Raw genomic sequence first — 18,159 nt, 5'->3', positions numbered from 1 at the left:
AGAAGAGTGAAATGCTTGCCGCGAAATCCGACGTTCAGGTCGACACATCAGAAGTCCGCGTCACCGAATGGCGGCTGGCGCCCGGCAGTGCCACCGGACATCACACGCATGAAATGGACTATGTGATCGTGCCGGTGACCTCGGGTGAAATGACGATTGTGGCGCCGAACGGCGAACGCACCAAGGCGCAGCTCGCGGCCGGCAAGTCCTATTTCCGGAAAGCCGGCGTGCAGCACGACGTGCTGAACGAGTCGGCAAGCGAGATTGTGTTTCTGGAGGTCGAGCTGAAGCCCTGACCCTCGCTAGGGTTCCACCTTGATTGCGGTGCCGCGCCGATGGGGAACCGTAGCGGTTGGGCGGGCGTCGCTGCACCTGCACAGGAACTGCTGAATTGCCATCGATCCGTCGCACTTGATCCCTCAATGTGCCTCAAAGTTCCAGCAATAAAAGGGCCGCGGGGAGTGGCCGGAATGCTGAATTACCTCAAGAAATTTGCGGTGGACATCTTCCCCTCGGTGGCTGCGACCGTCATCGGGGCGTACATCGTCAATCACTACATCGTAACCAAGCCCGCCGCGGACGCGCCGGCTGCCGCTGCGGCGTCAACAGCCAATCCCAAGGCGGACGACAAGGCCGAAGCCAAATCCGAAGCCAAGACGGCGTCCGACACCAAGTCGGGCGACACCACTGCCAGCAATCTGCCCGCCGCGGGCGTCAAGGCGAGGGGAATCTCCGAGAAGGCCATCATGGAGAAGACCGCGGCTGAACGGCCGGCGGTCGCCGAGAAGGCGCAGGAAAAGACCGAAGCCAAGGCTGACGCCAAAGCCGATGCCAAGTCGGCCGATGCCAAGTCCGCTGAGGTCAAGTCCGCCGGTGCCAAGTCTTCTGATACCAAGTCGTCCGATACCAAGTCTTCCGACAACAAGCCCGAGGTGAAGTCGGCCGAAGTCCCGGCCGATGACCAGCGCCGACATGCAGCGGCACCGCGCGAAAAGGAAAAGATTCGGGTCGTGCTGCCGTCGCCCGTGCAGCCCGTGACGTCCTCGGCCGCTCCGGTTGCGGCGGCTGCACCGGCCGCCCCGACCGAGCCGGCGGCTGCGCCGGATGAACGCCGCGACGCCAACGATCTGGCGCGTGCCGCGATCGAGCGCCTGCGCGAAACCTCGCCGCGCGCCCCGGAAGTGGCCCGCGCTCCCGAGGCACCAAGAGTCGCGAATGCACCGACTGCCGCGAATGCGCCTGCCGCCGTGAATGCGCCCGCGCTTCGTCCGCTGCCGCCGCCAATCATGATCTCGGGTACGCCGGCCGGCGAACCCCATGGTCAGGCTTCTTCGCCGGCGCCGGCGCGGCCACCCTATGCCGAGGCGGTCGATCCGAACCGCCCAACTCCGCCCGCCGAAATTCCGGTCTCGCGCCCGCTCGATCTGCGTGCCGAAGTTGCGGAGCCTTCCGTGCGTGAACGCGCCACGGCGGCTGCTGAGGACGCGCTGTCGACCGCCAAGTCGATCTTCCACGCGGTGCTGCCGAAATAGCGGATAGCATTTCGAGCGAAAGCATGCCCTCGGACCTGATCCGGGGGCTTTTGCTTGGCGCGCGGGAAAGCGCATCAAGTCATGCGCAGCGAGATCCCGATCCAATCAAATCCGATTGCGCCACGAAGAAGGTGCGCTCCCTCTCCCGCTTGCGGGGGAGGGCTGGGGTGGGGGTGTCTCCGCAGGCGACTCTGCCCGAGTGGAGAGAGCCCCCACCCGGCGCTTCGCGCCGACCTAAGAGCGAGCTTCGCTCGTCTCGACCCCGCAAGCGGGAGAGGTGAAGTGCGTCTGCGGCCAAGTCGATCTAAGCAAAAATCATCGCGCTCTAGTCTAGCCGCCGGTGCGCGCGAGCCCACTTCGCGCGGCGTCATCCTTGGGCCGGAGCGCCAGCGCACGGCCGTAGGATGTGAACGCTTTGGCCTTGTCGCCCAGGCGCTCATAGGTGACGCCGCGTGCCGACCAGGCTTGCGCGCTGTTGGGATCGGCCTGCACCGCCTCGTCGAGATCGGACGCGGCTTCCTTCGCCTTGTCGATGGCGAGGTAGCTGGTCGCCCGCGCCAGCAACGGCTCGACCCGTTGCGGCGTCAGGCCATTGGCCGCGGTGAAATCGGCGATCGCCTGCTCATGCTGCTTATCGGCCTGATGGATCAGGCCGCGGCCGTACAGCGCCTGCACATTGTAGGGATCGAGTGCGAGCGCGCGCTCGAATTCCGCGAGCGCTTCCTCGGTCTTGCCGGATTTAGCGAGCGTCTGCCCGCGCGTTGCGTGGCCTTGGGCGTCGCTGACGCTTTGTCCGCTGATCGTGCCGGTCGGTTTCTGCTCGACGGCCTGTGGCTTTTCCTTGTCCGATCCCCACGATCCCAGGTCGAACGAACAGCCGCCGAGGGGCAGGCCGAGAACGATCGCGAGCAACGCGACCGATGCGGCCGTGAAGCGCGAAGCGCAGGGAAGGGCATTGCAATCGATAACGGCCATGCAGCGGAATACTCGCGCGTCGAACATGGCATAGGTAACCCGATGGCTCGCAAAATGCATCGGTCAAAATGGCCGCAACGGCGTCGACGGCGATGTGGGTTGTTGAGAGCGCCGATTTTCCGGCGCGCCCGAATTCCGAGGAACAAGATCGCGAAAAACAAAACGCGGACCCAAGGCCCGCGTTTTTCATTCAAATCTAACGAAGTGCTTAGCGCGGTCCGCGCGGACCTGCACCCGGGCCACGGCCGCCAGCGCCACCACGGTCGCCACCGGGACCGGCGCCGAACACCGGCTTGGGCTTCATCGGCAGCAAGCCTTCACGCTGCAGCTTCTTGCGGGCCAGCTTGCGCGCGCGGCGCACGGCTTCGGCCTTTTCACGGGCCTTCTTCTCGGACGGCTTTTCGTAATGGCCGCGGAGCTTCATCTCGCGGAAGATGCCCTCGCGCTGCATCTTCTTCTTCAGCGCCTTGAGGGCTTGATCGACATTGTTATCGCGGACGAGAACCTGCACGCGGCATCCTCTTTCAATTGATCGGATAGGAATTCTGGTAAAGCGAAGGGCCGGCGAAACGCCTGATCCTCAACCCTGAGCGCGGGCATGTAGCAGACAAATCCGTAAATGTCTACCTGAGAAGGCGGCTTCCGGCCCCGGAAAGCTGCGAAAATCGGCTAGATTCGGCCGCGACCAGCCCGTTTCCTCAAATAACGAGCCCTTCACGGGACCTGCCTAGCATCCAGCAGTGCAAAAACATGCGGGAGGCGAGCATGAATACCAAAAAATATACCGCTGAAGCGATCGGCACGTTTTGGCTCACTTTTGCGGGATGCGGCAGTGCGGTCATCGCCGCCGGTTTCCCGCAGGTCGGTATAGGCCTGGTCGGTGTGTCCCTGGCATTCGGCCTGAGCGTCGTGACCATGGCCTATGCGATCGGCCACATCTCCGGCTGCCATCTCAATCCCGCCGTTACCATCGGGCTGGCCGCCGGCGGACGGTTTCCGGCGCAGCAGATCGTTCCTTACGTGATCGCACAGGTGATCGGTGCTGTCGCTGCCGCGGCGCTACTCTATGCGATCGCAAGCGGCGCGCCCGGCTTCGATCTAGCCAAGGGCTTTGCCGCCAACGGCTATGACGCGCATTCGCCCGGTCAGTACAGCTTGGTGGCTTGCTTCATCACCGAAGTCGTGATGACCATGATGTTCCTGTTCATCATCATGGGCGCCACCCACGGCAAGGCGCCTGCCGGCTTTGCGCCGCTCGCCATCGGATTGGCGCTGGTGATGATCCATCTCGTCAGCATCCCCGTCACCAACACGTCGGTGAATCCCGCGCGCAGCACCGGGCCCGCGCTGTTCGTCGGCGGCTGGGCGCTGGCGCAGCTTTGGCTGTTCTGGGTTGCACCCTTGATCGGCGGTGCGCTCGGCGGCGCGATCTATCGCTGGCTCAGCGAGGAGCCGGCCGGCGTCGTCGAAGGCTTGAAGACGGCCTGATCTGCAAACGCGCTCAATAGCGGTGCGGCTGCTCCTCGCCATTAGTCGGGGACGCACGGAGTCTGACGTGCGTACTCACCTCACCTGGCGTTACGGTCCAGGCGAGGAGCACGACAAGCACTATTTCCTGCTCGCCGGCATAATCTCGGTGACATGGCCCATCTTGCGGCCCGGCCGCGGCGCGCCCTTGCCGTAGAGATGAACCGTGGCGCCGGGAACCGTCAGCCATTGCTCACAGTCGAGGATATCGTCGCCGATCAGATTGGTCATGGTGACCTGGCCGTGACGAACCGGCTTGCCGAGCGGCCAGCCGGCAATCGCCCGGATGTGCTGCTCGAACTGGGAGATCGAGGCGCCGTCCAGCGTCCAGTGCCCGGAATTGTGAACCCGCGGCGCGATCTCGTTGACCAGCACGTGCGGTCCGCCGTTTCCGGTAACCACGAACAGCTCGACCGCGAGCACGCCGACATAGTCGAGCGCATGGGCGATCTTCTCGGCAACGGCTCGCGCCTGTGCTGCCAACTCGTCCGATATCGCGGCTGGCACGCGCGAGAATTTCAGGATGTGATCGCGATGCTCGTTTTCGGTGACGTCATAGCATTCGACATGGCCATCCGCCGATCGCGCGGCGATCACGGAGATCTCGCGCTCGAAGGGAACGAAGGCTTCGAGGATCGCGGATTTGGTGCCGAGTTCTTCCCAAATGCGGATGGGGTCGTCGCCCTCACGAATAATCGCCTGCCCCTTGCCGTCATAGCCGAAACGGCGGGTCTTGATCACGGCGGGAAGGCCGATGCGGGCAATGGCGCTCTGCAGGGTTTCCGCCGACGACACATCGGCATAGTCGGCGGTGTCGATGCCGAGCCGCTTGACGAAATTTTTCTCGATCAGCCGGTCCTGCGTGGTCTCCAGGATTCTCTGCGCCGGCAATACCGGACGGCGCGCAGCCAGCACCATGGCGGTGGCGGCCGGCACGTTCTCGAATTCATAGGTGATGACGTCGACATCGTTGGCGAACAGCTCGAGCGCCTCGACGTCGGCATATTCGGCGCAGGTTGCGTTCAGCACCACGTCGAATGCGGGCGAGTCCGGGTCCGGCGAAAACACCTGGCATTTGAAGCCGAGGCGCGCCGCCGCCATGGCCAGCATCCGGCCCAATTGTCCGCCGCCGAGAATTCCGATGGTGTCGCCCGGCTTCAGCTTCACCTTGCCCGAAGCCGTCATGCCGAATCCTCCGGGCGCTCCTTGACCGCATCCGTCTGCTGCTTGCGCCAGGCAGAGAGCCGCGTGGCGAGGGCGGTATCGTTCAGCGCGAGTACAGCCGCCGCGAGCAGCGCGGCGTTGATGGCCCCGGCCTTGCCGATCGCCAGCGTTCCGACGGGAACGCCGGCCGGCATCTGCACGATCGAGTACAGCGAATCGATCCCCGACAGCGCCTTGGATTCGACGGGAACGCCGAACACGGGGAGTTCCGTCAGCGCCGCCGCCATGCCGGGCAGGTGCGCCGCGCCACCGGCGCCGGCAATGATGACCTTGAAACCTTGGGCCTTGGCGCCCTTGGCGAAGGCGAACAGCCGGTCCGGGGTCCGGTGGGCCGAGACGACGCGCTTTTCGCAGCCGATCCCGAGCGCCGCCAGCGTCTCGGCGGCATGGCGCATGGTCTCCCAGTCGGACTGGCTGCCCATAATGATGGCGATCGGTGCGGTCATCTCGTCAATTCTGTTCGGGAATCCAGAAACATAGGCCGATTATAAGGTCGGCCCGGGGCTCATCCAAGGCGTGGCAAGGGATCAGGAATGGACTATCCTGTCTTGGTGAATCCCGGCAAGCCTTCATAAGCGTGCCTGCACAGGGAAGGCCATGAAGAAGAAAACCAGGGCGACCGCCTCCAGGGCCGGAAAACGCCCCAAAAGCGCGGCTTCCGGGCGAAAATCCGCACCGCGGCGATCACCGCCACCGGCATCCCGGCCGCCGGCAGCGTCCAACGAAACCAAGGCGACGATTCGCCGGCTGAAGGCGGAACTGGCCCGGACCCAGGCGCAGATCGAGGAACTTCAGGCCTCCGCCGACACCGACTTCCTGCTGGGCATCCCGAACCGGCGCGGTTTCGAGCGCGAGCTCAATCGCGCGATCGCCTACATGAAGCGGTATCGCGCCAGCGGCGCCCTGGTCGTGCTCGACGTTGATCGGCTGAAGCCGATCAACGACGCCTTCGGACATGCTGCGGGCGACCAGGTACTCAAGGCCATCGTCGCGGCGCTGCTGGCGCAGGTTCGCTCTTCCGACATGGTGGGCCGGCTCGGCGGCGACGAGTTTGCGCTGCTGCTGTGGAATCTGAGCGAGACCGATGCGAGAGCCAAGGCCGCCGCATTGGAGGAAGCGATCGATCGCCTCAGCTTCGAGTTCGATGGCCGCACCATTACCGCGGGGGCCTCCGCGGGCGTCTCGGTGCTCGATACCCACTCTGATGCCGGCCGCGCGCTGGAAGCGGCCGACAGCGCCATGTATGTGCGCAAGGCGCTGCGGCGGCATGAGGCGTCGTGAAGGCGTAGAGTGAGCAAAGGAGCGCTTCGCGCCGTGTCCACCATCAGACGAGCATGGAAGAAAGTTGGTGGGCACGCGGAGCCTGTCATCGGGCGCGCGTTCGCGCGACCCGTTGGCTTTGCCCATCCTACGAATTCGATGATCTACAGCCCGCTGAGATCGTCCGGCACGTTGCCGAACTTGCGCAGCAGTTTCGCGTCGCCGAATTCACCCATCATGGGATCGCCGCTGCGACTGAAGGCAACGGCGCCGATGCTGCCGGCCATCCGCGACATCGTCTCGGCGCGCCGCAACGCGGTGGTCGGACTCTGGCATTCTTCCGCGGCGCCCGCCACCGGCGAGCCGCTATCGTCCTGCAGGAATGGCATTGCGACGTAATAGGTAACATCGGCCATGTATCTCTCCAGTGTGATCGCTCCAGATCAGGCCGCGTTGCTACTCGCACGTTTGGCCGGCACACAGCCGGCTGCTATCGCGGCCTGCAACTCCTCCAGTTCGATTTCCAGATACTCGTTCGCCATGATCAGCGCCTTGATGGTCGACCGCAGATTGCCGTCGCACATCGCAATGGCCTGATCGCAGGCCTGCTCGTAACGGCTGTTGTCGGAGAGGGGCGGTGTAGCGGACATGGCTGGACTCCCGAGGCTGGCGGCAGAAAGGTATGTTCTCTTTTTGTTCTCGTGGAGTCAAGCCGCATCCGCCAGCCGCAGGCTTTTTTTGCTGGCCGCCCGGCAAGCCTGTCGCCCACGGCGTGTGGATGTCGGGGAAAAGAATCTGCCGAAAGGCGGATAGCTTTGCGCGCCGAATTGGGCGGAACGCGGCGATGATCAGGCGATGATGTCAGGCGTGATCTGGTCTTCGATGAAGGCGATGCGGTCGCGCAATTGCAGCTTGCGTTTCTTCAGCCGCTGCAGCCGCAACAAGTCCGGCGCCGGCGACTGATGCAGCGCGTCGATCGCTGCATCGAGATCGCGATGCTCCTGCTGCAGCCTGGCGAGCTCGGTTTCAAGCTCGCGCTCATCATCGTCGGTCATGGTGTACGTTAGCTGAAAGCGCGATCAGGTTGCGAACGGATTCTTCGGAAGCTGACGGTGAATATCGTCCCTGCGAGGCTGCTCCGCAAGCTGATCGAGTTCCATAGTCACGATTGGTTACAGATAAATCCGAAAATATGAAAGTCCCGTTTCCGGATACCCATCGACAGATTCGGCGGCTGGTGTACACTCGCGCGTCCGGATCGAATCTGAGGTTTCACCCACCGAGGAGATTTCGTATGGCACTACAGGCGCATCTTGTTGAGCTTGAACGTAAGCACAAGATTCTCGAGAATGAATTGCACGAAGCGCTCGTGCACCTTTCCACAGACGACCTGCAAATTGTCGAGTTGAAGCGCCGCAAGTTGATGGTCAAGGATCAGATCGAGCGGTTGAAGCAAGCCGCCGACGAAACCCTCCACTAGCTAGTCCAGCAAAGTATCGAAAATCCCCACGCGGCCGGATGGGCGCCGATGCGCTCGTCCGTCCGTCGTTACGCTGCGGCCTCCGTCACAGCTCCGCCAGCGCGCCGACATGATCAGCGATCGCGAGAGATGACGTCAGCCCCGGCGATTCAATGCCGAACAGGTTGATCAGCCCGGCGACGCCGTGATCGGCGGGACTTTGGATCAGAAAATCCTGTGTGGCGACGGCGGGCGGCACGATTTTCGGCCGAATTCCGGAATAGCTCGGCATCAGCGCGCCGTCCGGCAGCGTCGGCCAGTAGCGCCGGATCGCGGGATAGAATCGCTCGGCGCGGGCAGGGTCTACCGCATAGTCGATGCTCTCGACCCATTCGACGTCGGGGCCGAACCGCGCCTGTCCGGCCATGTCGAGCGTGAGGTGCACGCCGAGCCCACCGGGCTCCGGCACCGGATAGATCAGGCGTGAAAATGGTGCCCGCGCGCTGCAGCTGAAATAATTGCCCTTGGCGAGATAGGCGCACGGAATCATTTCGATCGGCATGCCCTCGATGCTGCGCGCCACCGCAGGCGCGCCTAAGCCTGCCGAATTGACGAGCAGGTTGCACGCAAGCGTCATCGGCGCATCGCCGCCGGCTTCGATTTCGATACGACCGGCAGTGGCTCGGGCGTGCAGCAGCGGAGTGTGAAATGCGAAAGCCGCGCCGGCTTCTTCCGCATCGCCTCGCAGCGCCAGCATATAGGCGTGGCTGTCGATAATGCCGGTGGACGGCGACAACAGCGCCGCGTCGCAATTCAACGCCGGCTCCAGTTCGCGCGCCGCTTCGCCCGTCAGCAACTGCATGTCGTCGACGCCATTGGCCTCGGCATGCGCGCGGATCGATTGCAGCTTCTCGGTTTCCTTCGGCGTCGTGGCCACGATCAGCTTGCCGCAATTGCGATGCGGAATGCCGTGGTCGCGGCAGTATCGATAGAGCGCGTGCTTGCCGCTGACGCACGTCTGCGCCATCAGGCTGCCGGCGCGGTAATAGATGCCGGCATGAATCACCTCGCTGTTGCGCGAGGAGGTGACGGTGCCGATGCCCTCGGCTGCTTCGAGCACGATCACTTCGCGGCCCGCCTGGGCCAGGCGCCGTGCGATCGCGAGCCCGATCACCCCCGCTCCGATGACGACGCAATCGACCTTGTCCATGTCAGCTTAGAACCCAAGAGTCTGGCGCGGGAATCGGCGCTCGCCACGCTCGGCAACCATCGTTCCGTTCGATGCAGCCGTCGAACAACGCGTTGGTTTGCCTCGAAATACGCCGTACACGCAGTCCCGTTAGCGAAGCATTAATCATGTCGGGCCAATTGCCGTAATTTGGGTCATATTTTAGAATTGTACGGGTAGTCGTTTACCCGATCCAAACCCGTCAAGCCAGACACTCCGCCCGCAAACCTCGGGTGGGTAATGGCTGACAGCAACGGGCAGGCAGGACGGAAGAATTCGATTCCGGCGCAGGCCCTCGTCTGTCTGCTCGCCATTGCCGCGCCGTGCGGATCTGCATGGGGCGCCTCGCCTTCCGCGGGCTTTGCGCCGGCGAGCTATATCGGCGAATTAGATCCTAACATGGTCTGGGAGTTCCTGATCGGCGGGATCGTCGTTGCCTCCTTCCTGGCCGCGATCGCGATCTGGATTTTGTCGGCATGGCGCAGGGCCAAGGGCGCCGAATTGCAGCGCAGCGCGTTCATCAGCTCGGCGCTCAACAATCTCAATCAGGGCGTGATGATGACTAACGCGCAAAACCGCGTGGTCTTCTGCAACGACCGTTTCCTCGAAATGTACGGGCTGAGCCGTACCGAGATTTCGAGCCGCATGACCGGCCGCGAACTGCTCGAACTGCGCCGCGCGCGTGGACTTCTCAAGCTCACGGTCGAGGAGTTCCGCAATCTGGCCGGCCGCCCGGAAGGCGTCGTCACCGAACTGCCTGATGGTCGATCGGTATTGTCGAAGATCTTCCGCCTGCCCCATGGCGGGACGATCGGAACGCATGAGGATTGCACCGAGCAGCGCCAGTTGTCGCGCAAACTGGCATCGACCACCAAGTTTCTTGAATCGGTGCTCGATAACGTTCCGGTCTGCGTCGCCGCGAAAAATATCGAGGACGGCCGTTATATCTTCGCCAACCGCGCCTTCGAGCGATTCTCGCGCTTCTCCCGCGATCACATCATCGGCAAGCGCGCCGACGAGATCTTCAGCCCCGAAACCGCAAAGAGCATCGAGGCGGCGGACCAGGCGGCGCTGACCGCGCCGGAAGGCTATCAGCGCAGCGAATACGTCGTCGAACGTGGTGATGACAAACGCGTCCTCTCCTCCAACCGCGTAGTCGCGCGTAACGAGAACAACAAGCCGGAATTCCTGATCGCGCTGTTCGACGACGTCACCGACCGCCGGTCGCTGTCGCGCGAACTCGAAAACACCAAGAAATTCCTCGAGCTGGTGGTCGACAACATTCCGGTGTCGCTGATCGTGGAGCGCGTCAGCGATGGACGGTACCTGCTCGCCAACCGCAGCGCCGAGACCATTCTCAATCGCCGCCGCGAGGATGCCACCGGCCTGACCGCCGCCGACATCTTCAATGCGCGCGAAGCCAAGCTGATCATCGCGCGCGACGAGGCCGCGATCAAGAAACGCGGCCTGCTCACCGAAGAGCACCCGATATCCACCAAGGACGGGCTGCGGCTGTTCCTGACCCGCCGCATGACGGTGCTCGACGAGGCCGGCGAGCCGCAATATCTGATCAAGACTCATGAGGATGTCACCGATCGCCGCCAGACCGAGTCGCGAATGGCGCACATGGCCTATCATGATGGCCTGACGGATCTGCCGAACCGCGCCGCCTTCCTGCAGGCACTGGCCCAGATGATCGAGGCCTGCGCCGGCACGGACGAGGAATTCGCGGTGCTGTGCGTCGACCTCGATGGCCTGAAGGAAATCAATGACGTGTTCGGCCACGCAACGGGCGACAAGCTCCTGATCGCGGTTGCGGGCCGCATGCAGGCCTGCGCCCGGGGTGGCGTGGTGGCCCGGCTTTCCGGCGACGAGTTCGGCCTGATCATCGACGGCAAGCAGCCGGAGGCGGGCAAGGCGCTCGCCGAGAAACTCGCGCAAACGCTGTCGGACGAATTCGTGATCGACGGCAAGTCGGTGCGGACCGGGGTGACGACCGGCATCTCGGTATTTCCGCATAATGGTTCGGATGCGGCTTCGCTGCTGGCCAATTCCGGCGCGGCGTTGTTCCGCGCCAAGCAGAAGTCGCGTGGCTCGATCAGCATTTTCGAACCGGAGATGGACCAGCAGATCCGCGACCGCCGCGTGTTGCACCAGGATCTCTCGATGGCGATCAGGAACGGCGAATTGTCGCTGTATTACCAGCCGCAGGCCGCGGCGGGCGCGACGGTTGCCACCAGCAAGGTCATCGGTTTCGAGGCTCTGGCGCGCTGGATCCATCCGGTGCGCGGCTTCGTGTCACCAGGCGATTTCATTCCGCTTGCCGAAGAAAGCGGCCTGATCGTCGAAATGGGCGTCTGGATCCTGCGCGAAGCCTGCCGGGAGGCTGCCTCCTGGCCGGTGCCGATGCAGATCGCCGTCAACCTGTCGCCGGCGCAGTTCATGCATGGCGACGTGGTCAGCCTGGTGCATTCGATCCTGCTCGAGACGGGCCTCGCGCCCGACCGGCTCGAGCTCGAAATCACCGAAGGCGTGCTGATCGAGGATTTTGATCGCGGTCTGGCACTGCTACGGCGGCTGAAGGCGCTCGGCGTACGCATCTCGATGGACGATTTCGGTTCCGGCTATTCCTCGCTGAGCTATCTGCAGGCCTTCCCGTTCGACAAGATCAAGATCGACCGCACCTTCGTCATGAATCTCGGGCGCAATCCGCAATCGGCGGCGATCGTGCGCGCCGTCATCGATCTCGGCCATGGCCTCGAAATGTCGATCGTTGCCGAAGGCGTGGAGACCCAGGATCAGCTCGGCTTCCTCGCCGATGAGGGCTGCGATGCGGTGCAGGGCTACTTCCTCGGCAAGCCCCAGCCGATCGGGCACTACGCCGTCCTGGTCGGCCGCAGTGCCGCAAACGACGTCGAAACTGCGCGCAAGCTCGCCAGCGCCTGATACAGCGAAATCGCGCCGCGCTACATCGCGGCAGCAAGGCCCAGAGATGCGATGGCACGCGTGACCTCTCGGGCTCTTCGCGATCTGATTTCGACGAGACCCTGGCTTGCCTTCCCTCGAACGCCCGGCTATTTTTTTGCGATCGGGAAAGGGAGGGCTGTGCGGTGACGACATTTTTCCGGCACTATCGCCAGCGTGGCCCTGTCAATGCCCTGCAAATGCGTTTGCAGGGCTGACCAGAGACCCTTCGCAAATCTCTTCCTGGTCTGCCCCCGTGGCAAATGCGGCGTCGAACGTCTGATCGTTCGCGCCCGCATTTCAGTAGCTCGCCGCGCTCCAGCACGAACATCCGCTGATGGCTGCATGCCCCGGACATCGTGTCGGCCGGTAAGACCAGGGCACGATCATGACACTTATCAATATTCGTAATCTTGGCGTGATGCTGAACGCTCCGCTGTTTTCCCGGCTGGATCTTTCCATCAATGCCGGTGACCGCATCGGGCTCGTCGCAGCCAATGGACGCGGCAAGTCAACGTTACTTCGCTGCATTGCCGGCATTTCCGAACCAAGCGAAGGCGAGATCACCAGATCGCGAGGGCTGACCATCGGCTATGTCGAGCAGGATGTGCCGTCCGCGCTTGCGGATACGCCGTTCCATGCGGCGGTGCTCGACATGCTTCCCGTTGAACGACAGGCAAGCGAAAGCTGGCGGGTCGATGTTGCCCTGGAATCGCTGGAGGTGCCCGAGGCGCTGCGGGAGAGGCCACTCAAGCAACTGAGCGGCGGCTGGCAGCGGCTTGCGATGCTTGCCCGCATCGTGGTGGCCGAGGCAGATGTGCTGTTGCTGGACGAGCCGACCAACCACCTCGACCTCGCCAGGATTTGTCAGCTCGAAGCCTGGCTGAACGCGCTGCCCCGGGATATGCCGGTCATGATATCGAGCCATGACCGCGCCTTTCTCGACGCAACCACAAACCGCACGGTATTCTTGCGGCCCGAGCGGTCGCAGATATTTTCGTTGCCCTATACGCGGGCGCGCGCCGCCCTCAGCGAGGCGGATGCCTCGGATGAACGGCGCTACCGGCGTGACCTGAAGGCTGCCGAGCAGCTTCGTCAGCACGCTGCAAAGCTCAACAATTTCGGCGTCAATTCCGGTAGCGATCTTCTGTTGCAGAAGACGAAGCAACTGAAGCAGCGGGCCGAGAAGCTGGAAGATGCGGCAAAGCCCGCGCACCTGGAACGATCCGCGGGGACGATCAAGCTGGCCAACCGCGGAACGCACGCCAAAGTCCTGGTTACGCTGGATGAGGCCACTGTCTCGGCACCGGATGGCAGGTTGCTGTTCAAGACCGGAAAGCAGTTCATCTGCAGGGAAGACCGTATCGTGCTGCTGGGGCCGAACGGGGCAGGCAAGACCCGGTTCGTGGCGATGCTGCGTCAGGCGATGCAAAACCCGGTGGCCGCGCAAGCCGGCATCAAGGTCTCGCAGTCACTTGCGCTCGGCTATTGTGAACAGAATCTTGCCGATTTGTCCGATGCCGATACGCCGATGCACACGATCGTCAGCCGTCTCGATGTCGGCGATCAGCGTGCGCGCGCATTGCTTGCCGGCGCAGGCGTGCCCGTCGCGATGCAGAGCCGTCCGATCGGCCGGCTTTCCGGCGGACAGAAGGCGCGCCTCGGCATGCTTCTGCTGCGGCTTGCCCAGCCAAACTTCTATCTGCTCGATGAGCCGACCAACCACCTGGATATCGAAGGACAGGAAGCGCTGGAAGACGAATTGCTGGCGCATCAGGCAAGCTGCCTGTTGGTTTCCCACGATCGTAACTTCGTGCGAACGGTGGGAAGCCGGTTCTGGCTGATCGAAAAGAAGAGGCTGGTGGAACTGGAAGGACCAGAGCGCTTCTTCGCGTCCATCGGCGCAACGAGCTAAAGCGGCGGTTGCCGGCTCTTCCCCGGGCTTGATTCATTTCCAGGAGCGGCATCCACTTTTGGCCATCATGCACTAGTGTAGTGAACCGAGGTTCTCTGCAAGTCACCCATAGCGTATGGCGGACTACGATCTCGCGATCATTGGCGGCGGGTTGAACGGCGTCAGCATCGCGCGCGACGCCGCCGGACGCGGCTTGCGCGTCATCCTGCTGGAGCAGGGCGATCTCGGCGCGGGCGCCTCGTCGGCCTCGCCGCGGCTTATTCACGGTGATCTGGCGAGCCTTGAGCGCCGGCATTTCTTGCGGGTTCGCACGGCGCTGGCCGAGCGCGATATCTGGCTCAGGATCGCGCCGCATCTGGTGCGCCCGATGCGCTTTGCGATTCCCGCCCATTCGGATGAACGCCCGGCCTGGCAGTTGCGCTCATGGCTTCTGTTGTACGACAGGCTGGCCTCGCGCAGCGGTCTGCCGGCCTCGGCCACTGTCGATGTCACGCATCATCCGATCGGCAACGCGCTGAAACGGCCGTTCGGCACCGCCTTTGAATATTCCGACTGCGTCGTGGACGATTCCCGGCTGGTGGTTCTCACAGCCGTCGATGCGGCGGTGCGCGGCGCGGTGATTCGCACCGGTGCCCGCTGCACCCGGGCCGAACGGGGCAAGGAATGGCGGCTGGTGACGATCGATCGCGGCTTTCGCCAGGTGATCACGGCAAGGGCGATCGTCAACGCCAGCGGCGCCTGGACCTCGTCCGTCGCCGAAACGGTGTTGCGCGTGCCGCCGCCAAAGGTTGCCGCCGAGCAGATGGACCAGATCGTGGTCCGCCGCCTGTTCGACAGCGACAACATCTATGTGTTTCAGAACAGCGACGGACGACTGATTTTCGCCAGTCCTTATGAACGCGACTTTACCCTGATCGGCACCGCCAGCCATGCCTTCAAGGGCGATCCCGCCATCGTTGCGATGGCGGCCGGTGACGTTGCCTATCTCTGCGATGCGGCGAACCGCTATTTTCGCGAGCGGATCGAGACGGTCGACGTGGTGCGTACGCTTTCCGGGGCCAACGTGGTGCGGAACACCGCGAGCGGGCGCGACGGGGCGATGACGCTCGACGACGGCCGCGGAAGAGCACCGCTGCTCACGGTGTTCGGCGGCGATGTCACGACGTCGCGGCTGCGCGCGGAGCAGGCTGTCTCGAAGCTGACGCCGTTCTATCCGATGTCGCCGCGGTGGACCGCGACGGCGCCGCTGCCCGGCGGCGATTTTGCCTGGGATCGCTTCGATAACGAAGTCGACGATGCGCGCGAACGCTGGCGGTTTCTCGGCGAGGAGGAGGCGAGGCGGCTGGTCGGCGCCTACGGAACGAACGCCAAGGAGATCCTTGGCGACGCCAAGGAACGCGGCGATCTCGGCCCTGCTTTCGGACCGGAATTGACGGGTGCCGAAGTGCGCTATCTCATGCAAAAGGAATGGGCGCGCTTTCCGGACGACATTTTATGGCGGCGCACGAAGCTTGGCCTCACCATGACGCCCGCGGACCGCGAGGCACTGGCGGCGTTCATGGCGGCGGCCGTGTGAGGAATGGATCGGATATGTGGGGCGTTGTCAGGCCAACTGTTTTCCTGGCGATCATCGGCTTGCTCGGGGGAATAGCCTATCGCTATTTCATCGACGATCCGACTGAGGCAACGCCGTTGTACTATCTCCGGAGCAGCTTGCACGGGATGGGCATAACGCTGGCCGCCTGGGGCGTTCACCTCTACTTCACGTCGCGACGAAGTGAGTGGATCGGCAAATGGCCGCTGCTGATGGATCTGGCGGTGCGCTCCGCGACCATGGCCATCGTGGTCGCGAGCGCGGCGCTGGTCTTGCAGGTGGCGCTGTACTGGGAATGGATCGAGACGAAGTGGCTGATTGACCAGTTTCCCATTGTCGTTGCGTTTAGCTTCTTCGCGTCCCTGGTCGTCCTGTCAGCCTTCGAGCTGACGCGCCTGGTCGGCAGCCGCGTGCTGTTCAACGTGGCGCTCGGGCGATACCGAACTCCGGTGCGGGAAGCGCGCGTGCTGATGTTTCTCGATCTTGCGGGTTCGACCTCGCTCGCCGAGACGATGGGAGAGTTGCGCGTGCAGGGCCTGCTCACCCGATTCTTCTTCGACATCGATGGTGCGATTGTCGCGCATGGCAGCGAGGTTCACGCCTATGTCGGCGATGAGGTCATTGTGACATGGCCGCTCGATGACAGGATGTCGGGGGCACGCTGCATCGAATGCTTCTTCGCGATTACCGACAGCATAGCGGACAAAGCTGACTTTTATCGGCAAGAGTTCGGCATAGTGCCGAGCTTCCGCGCCGGCCTGCATGCCGGTTACGTGGTGATCAGCGAGTGCGGCAGCTCACGCCGCCAACTTGCCTATTTCGGCGATACCGTGAACGTGACGGCGCGGCTGCAGGAGCACTGCAAGGAGGTTGGCCGGAACTTGCTGGTGTCTTCCGACCTGCTGCGACACATGAAGCTCAAGCCCGTCTTCGCTGCCGAAGCGCTTGGCGAGGTTCGCCTGCGGGGAAGGGCGGCGGCCGTCGAGGTGTTTGCCATCGAGCGACGTGGCTGATTGTCGCGGCGAGCTTGCCTAGCCTAGTTTTGCTGCACTTGCCGCGACCAGGCCTCGTCACGCGCCGAAGGCCTGCGGTCAAGCCGGGCCGAGATGCGCCGTGCCGCCTTGTCTGCCTGGCCGGCGCGCAGGCAGGCGACGATCAGCGTGTCCTCCCACAATTCGCGCTGGGCGTGGCTGCCGCCGATCCGCGTCAACTCGGCAACAGCCGGTTCGAGCAGGCGTATTGCATTGTCATTATCGCCTTCCGCAAACGCCCGGATGCCGCGACAGAGGTCGATGGCAGCCTGCCCCGGCAACAGCTTGCCGTCGGCTGCCCGTGCTTCGAGCTGCGCCAGTCGCGTCTCCAGCGCATCGCTGCCGGTCATCGCCGCGGCAAGCGCAAAATGAACATCGGCAAAGTGGGCTCCGGCTTGCGGAAAGTATTTTTCGCCATAGGCCGCAACGTCCCTCCAATGCGCCTCGAGCCCGCTCTGGCCGGCCAGCGCAAGCCGCCACAGCAGCGAGGCGCTGTCGGTGAAGATGTTCAGCGGCGGATAGGGCCGGCCCGCCGGCTTGATATGCTGCTCGTAGATCGCAAGCGCGCCGTCGAGATCGCCGGCGTCGAGCAACGTCAGCGCGACGTGCCAGGCCAGGTGCCCATGCAGAAAGCTCTGGCGGTCATGCGCGGGCATCCATTGCGAAAGGAAGCTGCGCCCCGCCTCCATGTCGCCCTGCTCGAACATCGCATGCGAGAGGCCATGTGCCGCGTTGGCGTTGGCTGATCGCAACCCCATTGCGCGCTCGGACAGCGTCCGCCCGGTGGAGAGATTTCCAGCCTCGGTGTGCGACCAGCCGAGGTAGCTGACAAACCACCAGTCCTCGCCATAATGGCGTGCGTGGCGTTCGCAGATCGCGAGCTTGGCCGCATCGTGATCGGGACGGCCCGAGAACGCGTAGAGACCGAACGCGCCGAGCAGCAGCGACAGCACCTGCGCATCGCGAGGATATTCTTCCAAATGTGCCTCGGCGCCGCTGACGGCAAGCTTTGGCTTGCTCTCGATCACCGCGGCGATGATCTCGACGTGATCGCTTTCGCGCGGCGTTGCGCCAGCGACGAGCTCTCGGGCTTGCGCCGCCATGGCGCGCGCTTTGCCGCCCTCCATGTTGAGCTGATGCAGCCGCGCGCGGCCGATATGCGCCAGCGCAAAGCCGGGATCTTCCGCAATCGCCTTGTCGAAGGCGTCCTCTGCACCATGCCAGGCCGACAGCATGCAGTCGACGCCGTCGCGGTAATGCGCTGCGGCGCGATCCGAGGTGGTTGTCAGCGGCAGGTCATATCTGTCCCGGTTCATTTCTTGTCCTTGGGCGCCGTGGGGTCGCGCAAGCCTAGCAGAGACGAGACACGGGGCATCCACAATATTGTGGCTGCCTGCATCCGGCCGGTTGAGCGGATGCCGATCCGCCGCTAGCGTGCGGCTACGATGGG

At 63.6% G+C, this 18,159-nt stretch carries 18 protein-coding genes; 9 read left to right on the top strand and 9 right to left on the bottom strand.

The window, feature by feature from the left end; genetic code table 11:
* Positions 1 to 11: 11 nt before the first annotated feature.
* A complete protein-coding gene (locus IVA95_RS21035) occupies positions 12 to 296 on the top strand; it encodes a cupin domain-containing protein (RefSeq protein ID WP_247512196.1) in 285 nt (94 codons plus the stop codon).
* A 174-nt stretch (positions 297 to 470) separates the two neighbouring features.
* Positions 471 to 1,532, top strand: a complete 1,062-nt coding sequence (locus IVA95_RS21030; protein ID WP_247512195.1) for a hypothetical protein — start codon at positions 471 to 473, stop codon at positions 1,530 to 1,532.
* Positions 1,533 to 1,862: 330 nt separating this feature from the next.
* Here IVA95_RS21030 and IVA95_RS21025 read toward each other — a convergent pair whose 3' ends face one another.
* A complete protein-coding gene (locus IVA95_RS21025) occupies positions 1,863 to 2,507 on the bottom strand; it encodes a tetratricopeptide repeat protein (protein WP_247512194.1) in 645 nt (214 codons plus the stop codon).
* Positions 2,508 to 2,715: 208 nt separating this feature from the next.
* The gene (gene rpsU / locus IVA95_RS21020) at positions 2,716 to 3,018 is read right to left on the bottom strand and encodes a 30S ribosomal protein S21 (RefSeq protein WP_028350145.1); all 303 of its coding nucleotides are present in this window, start codon (positions 3,016 to 3,018) and stop codon (positions 2,716 to 2,718) included.
* 254 nt (positions 3,019 to 3,272) lie between these two features.
* Between rpsU and aqpZ the strand changes: the two genes are divergently transcribed.
* On the top strand, positions 3,273 to 3,995 hold the full coding sequence (aqpZ, locus tag IVA95_RS21015; protein WP_213253282.1) for an aquaporin Z: 723 nt from the start codon (positions 3,273 to 3,275) through the stop codon (positions 3,993 to 3,995).
* A 120-nt stretch (positions 3,996 to 4,115) separates the two neighbouring features.
* On the opposite strand, the gene IVA95_RS21010 is transcribed toward aqpZ, so the two are convergent.
* Together IVA95_RS21010 and purE are read right to left on the bottom strand one after the other, a co-directional pair.
* Positions 4,116 to 5,219: a 5-(carboxyamino)imidazole ribonucleotide synthase gene (locus tag IVA95_RS21010; RefSeq protein WP_247512193.1), complete on the bottom strand. Its 1,104-nt coding sequence runs from the start codon at positions 5,217 to 5,219 to the stop codon at positions 4,116 to 4,118.
* The gene (gene purE / locus IVA95_RS21005; RefSeq protein WP_247512192.1) at positions 5,216 to 5,704 is read right to left on the bottom strand and encodes a 5-(carboxyamino)imidazole ribonucleotide mutase; all 489 of its coding nucleotides are present in this window, start codon (positions 5,702 to 5,704) and stop codon (positions 5,216 to 5,218) included. Before purE ends, IVA95_RS21010 begins: the two co-directional genes overlap by 4 nt.
* A gap of 151 nt (positions 5,705 to 5,855) precedes the next feature.
* On the opposite strand from purE, the gene IVA95_RS21000 reads away from it, so the two are divergent.
* Complete coding sequence (locus tag IVA95_RS21000) at positions 5,856 to 6,539, top strand: GGDEF domain-containing protein (RefSeq protein WP_247512191.1); 684 nt, start codon at positions 5,856 to 5,858, stop codon at positions 6,537 to 6,539.
* A 143-nt stretch (positions 6,540 to 6,682) separates the two neighbouring features.
* On the opposite strand, the gene IVA95_RS20995 is transcribed toward IVA95_RS21000, so the two are convergent.
* From IVA95_RS20995 to IVA95_RS20985, 3 genes are all read right to left on the bottom strand, one after another.
* Positions 6,683 to 6,934 carry a hypothetical protein gene (locus tag IVA95_RS20995; protein WP_028350150.1) on the bottom strand — a complete coding sequence of 84 codons (252 nt, stop codon included), beginning with the start codon at positions 6,932 to 6,934 and terminating at the stop codon, positions 6,683 to 6,685.
* Between the two features lie 27 nt (positions 6,935 to 6,961).
* The gene (locus IVA95_RS20990; RefSeq protein WP_247512190.1) at positions 6,962 to 7,168 is read right to left on the bottom strand and encodes a hypothetical protein; all 207 of its coding nucleotides are present in this window, start codon (positions 7,166 to 7,168) and stop codon (positions 6,962 to 6,964) included.
* 198 nt (positions 7,169 to 7,366) lie between these two features.
* The gene (locus IVA95_RS20985; RefSeq protein ID WP_028350152.1) at positions 7,367 to 7,573 is read right to left on the bottom strand and encodes a DUF465 domain-containing protein; all 207 of its coding nucleotides are present in this window, start codon (positions 7,571 to 7,573) and stop codon (positions 7,367 to 7,369) included.
* A gap of 239 nt (positions 7,574 to 7,812) precedes the next feature.
* Between IVA95_RS20985 and IVA95_RS20980 the strand changes: the two genes are divergently transcribed.
* Positions 7,813 to 7,998, top strand: a complete 186-nt coding sequence (locus IVA95_RS20980) for a DUF465 domain-containing protein (RefSeq protein WP_213253287.1) — start codon at positions 7,813 to 7,815, stop codon at positions 7,996 to 7,998.
* Positions 7,999 to 8,083: 85 nt separating this feature from the next.
* Here the strand turns inward: IVA95_RS20980 and IVA95_RS20975 are convergent, their stop codons facing one another.
* Positions 8,084 to 9,187, bottom strand: coding sequence for an NAD(P)/FAD-dependent oxidoreductase (locus IVA95_RS20975; RefSeq protein ID WP_247512189.1), 1,104 nt, complete (start codon positions 9,185 to 9,187; stop codon positions 8,084 to 8,086).
* A 258-nt stretch (positions 9,188 to 9,445) separates the two neighbouring features.
* Here IVA95_RS20975 and IVA95_RS20970 point away from each other — a divergent pair, with 258 nt between their 5' ends.
* From IVA95_RS20970 to IVA95_RS20955, 4 genes are all read left to right on the top strand, one after another.
* On the top strand, positions 9,446 to 12,151 hold the full coding sequence (locus IVA95_RS20970) for an EAL domain-containing protein (protein WP_247512188.1): 2,706 nt from the start codon (positions 9,446 to 9,448) through the stop codon (positions 12,149 to 12,151).
* A 406-nt stretch (positions 12,152 to 12,557) separates the two neighbouring features.
* Positions 12,558 to 14,084, top strand: coding sequence for an ABC-F family ATP-binding cassette domain-containing protein (locus IVA95_RS20965; protein ID WP_247512187.1), 1,527 nt, complete (start codon positions 12,558 to 12,560; stop codon positions 14,082 to 14,084).
* A gap of 115 nt (positions 14,085 to 14,199) precedes the next feature.
* Positions 14,200 to 15,660, top strand: coding sequence for a glycerol-3-phosphate dehydrogenase (locus IVA95_RS20960; protein ID WP_247512186.1), 1,461 nt, complete (start codon positions 14,200 to 14,202; stop codon positions 15,658 to 15,660).
* Between the two features lie 14 nt (positions 15,661 to 15,674).
* On the top strand, positions 15,675 to 16,691 hold the full coding sequence (locus tag IVA95_RS20955; RefSeq protein ID WP_247512185.1) for an adenylate/guanylate cyclase domain-containing protein: 1,017 nt from the start codon (positions 15,675 to 15,677) through the stop codon (positions 16,689 to 16,691).
* A gap of 23 nt (positions 16,692 to 16,714) precedes the next feature.
* Here IVA95_RS20955 and IVA95_RS20950 read toward each other — a convergent pair whose 3' ends face one another.
* The gene (locus tag IVA95_RS20950; RefSeq protein WP_247512184.1) at positions 16,715 to 18,025 is read right to left on the bottom strand and encodes a tetratricopeptide repeat protein; all 1,311 of its coding nucleotides are present in this window, start codon (positions 18,023 to 18,025) and stop codon (positions 16,715 to 16,717) included.
* Positions 18,026 to 18,159: the final 134 nt, after the last annotated feature.

This window comes from Bradyrhizobium sp. 157, from assembly GCF_023073815.1.
In the GTDB taxonomy this organism is placed as follows: Bacteria; Pseudomonadota; Alphaproteobacteria; order Rhizobiales; family Xanthobacteraceae; genus Bradyrhizobium.
The sequence above is the reverse complement of the archived record's forward strand: the minus strand, read 5'-3'. Positions and strand labels throughout refer to the sequence as shown.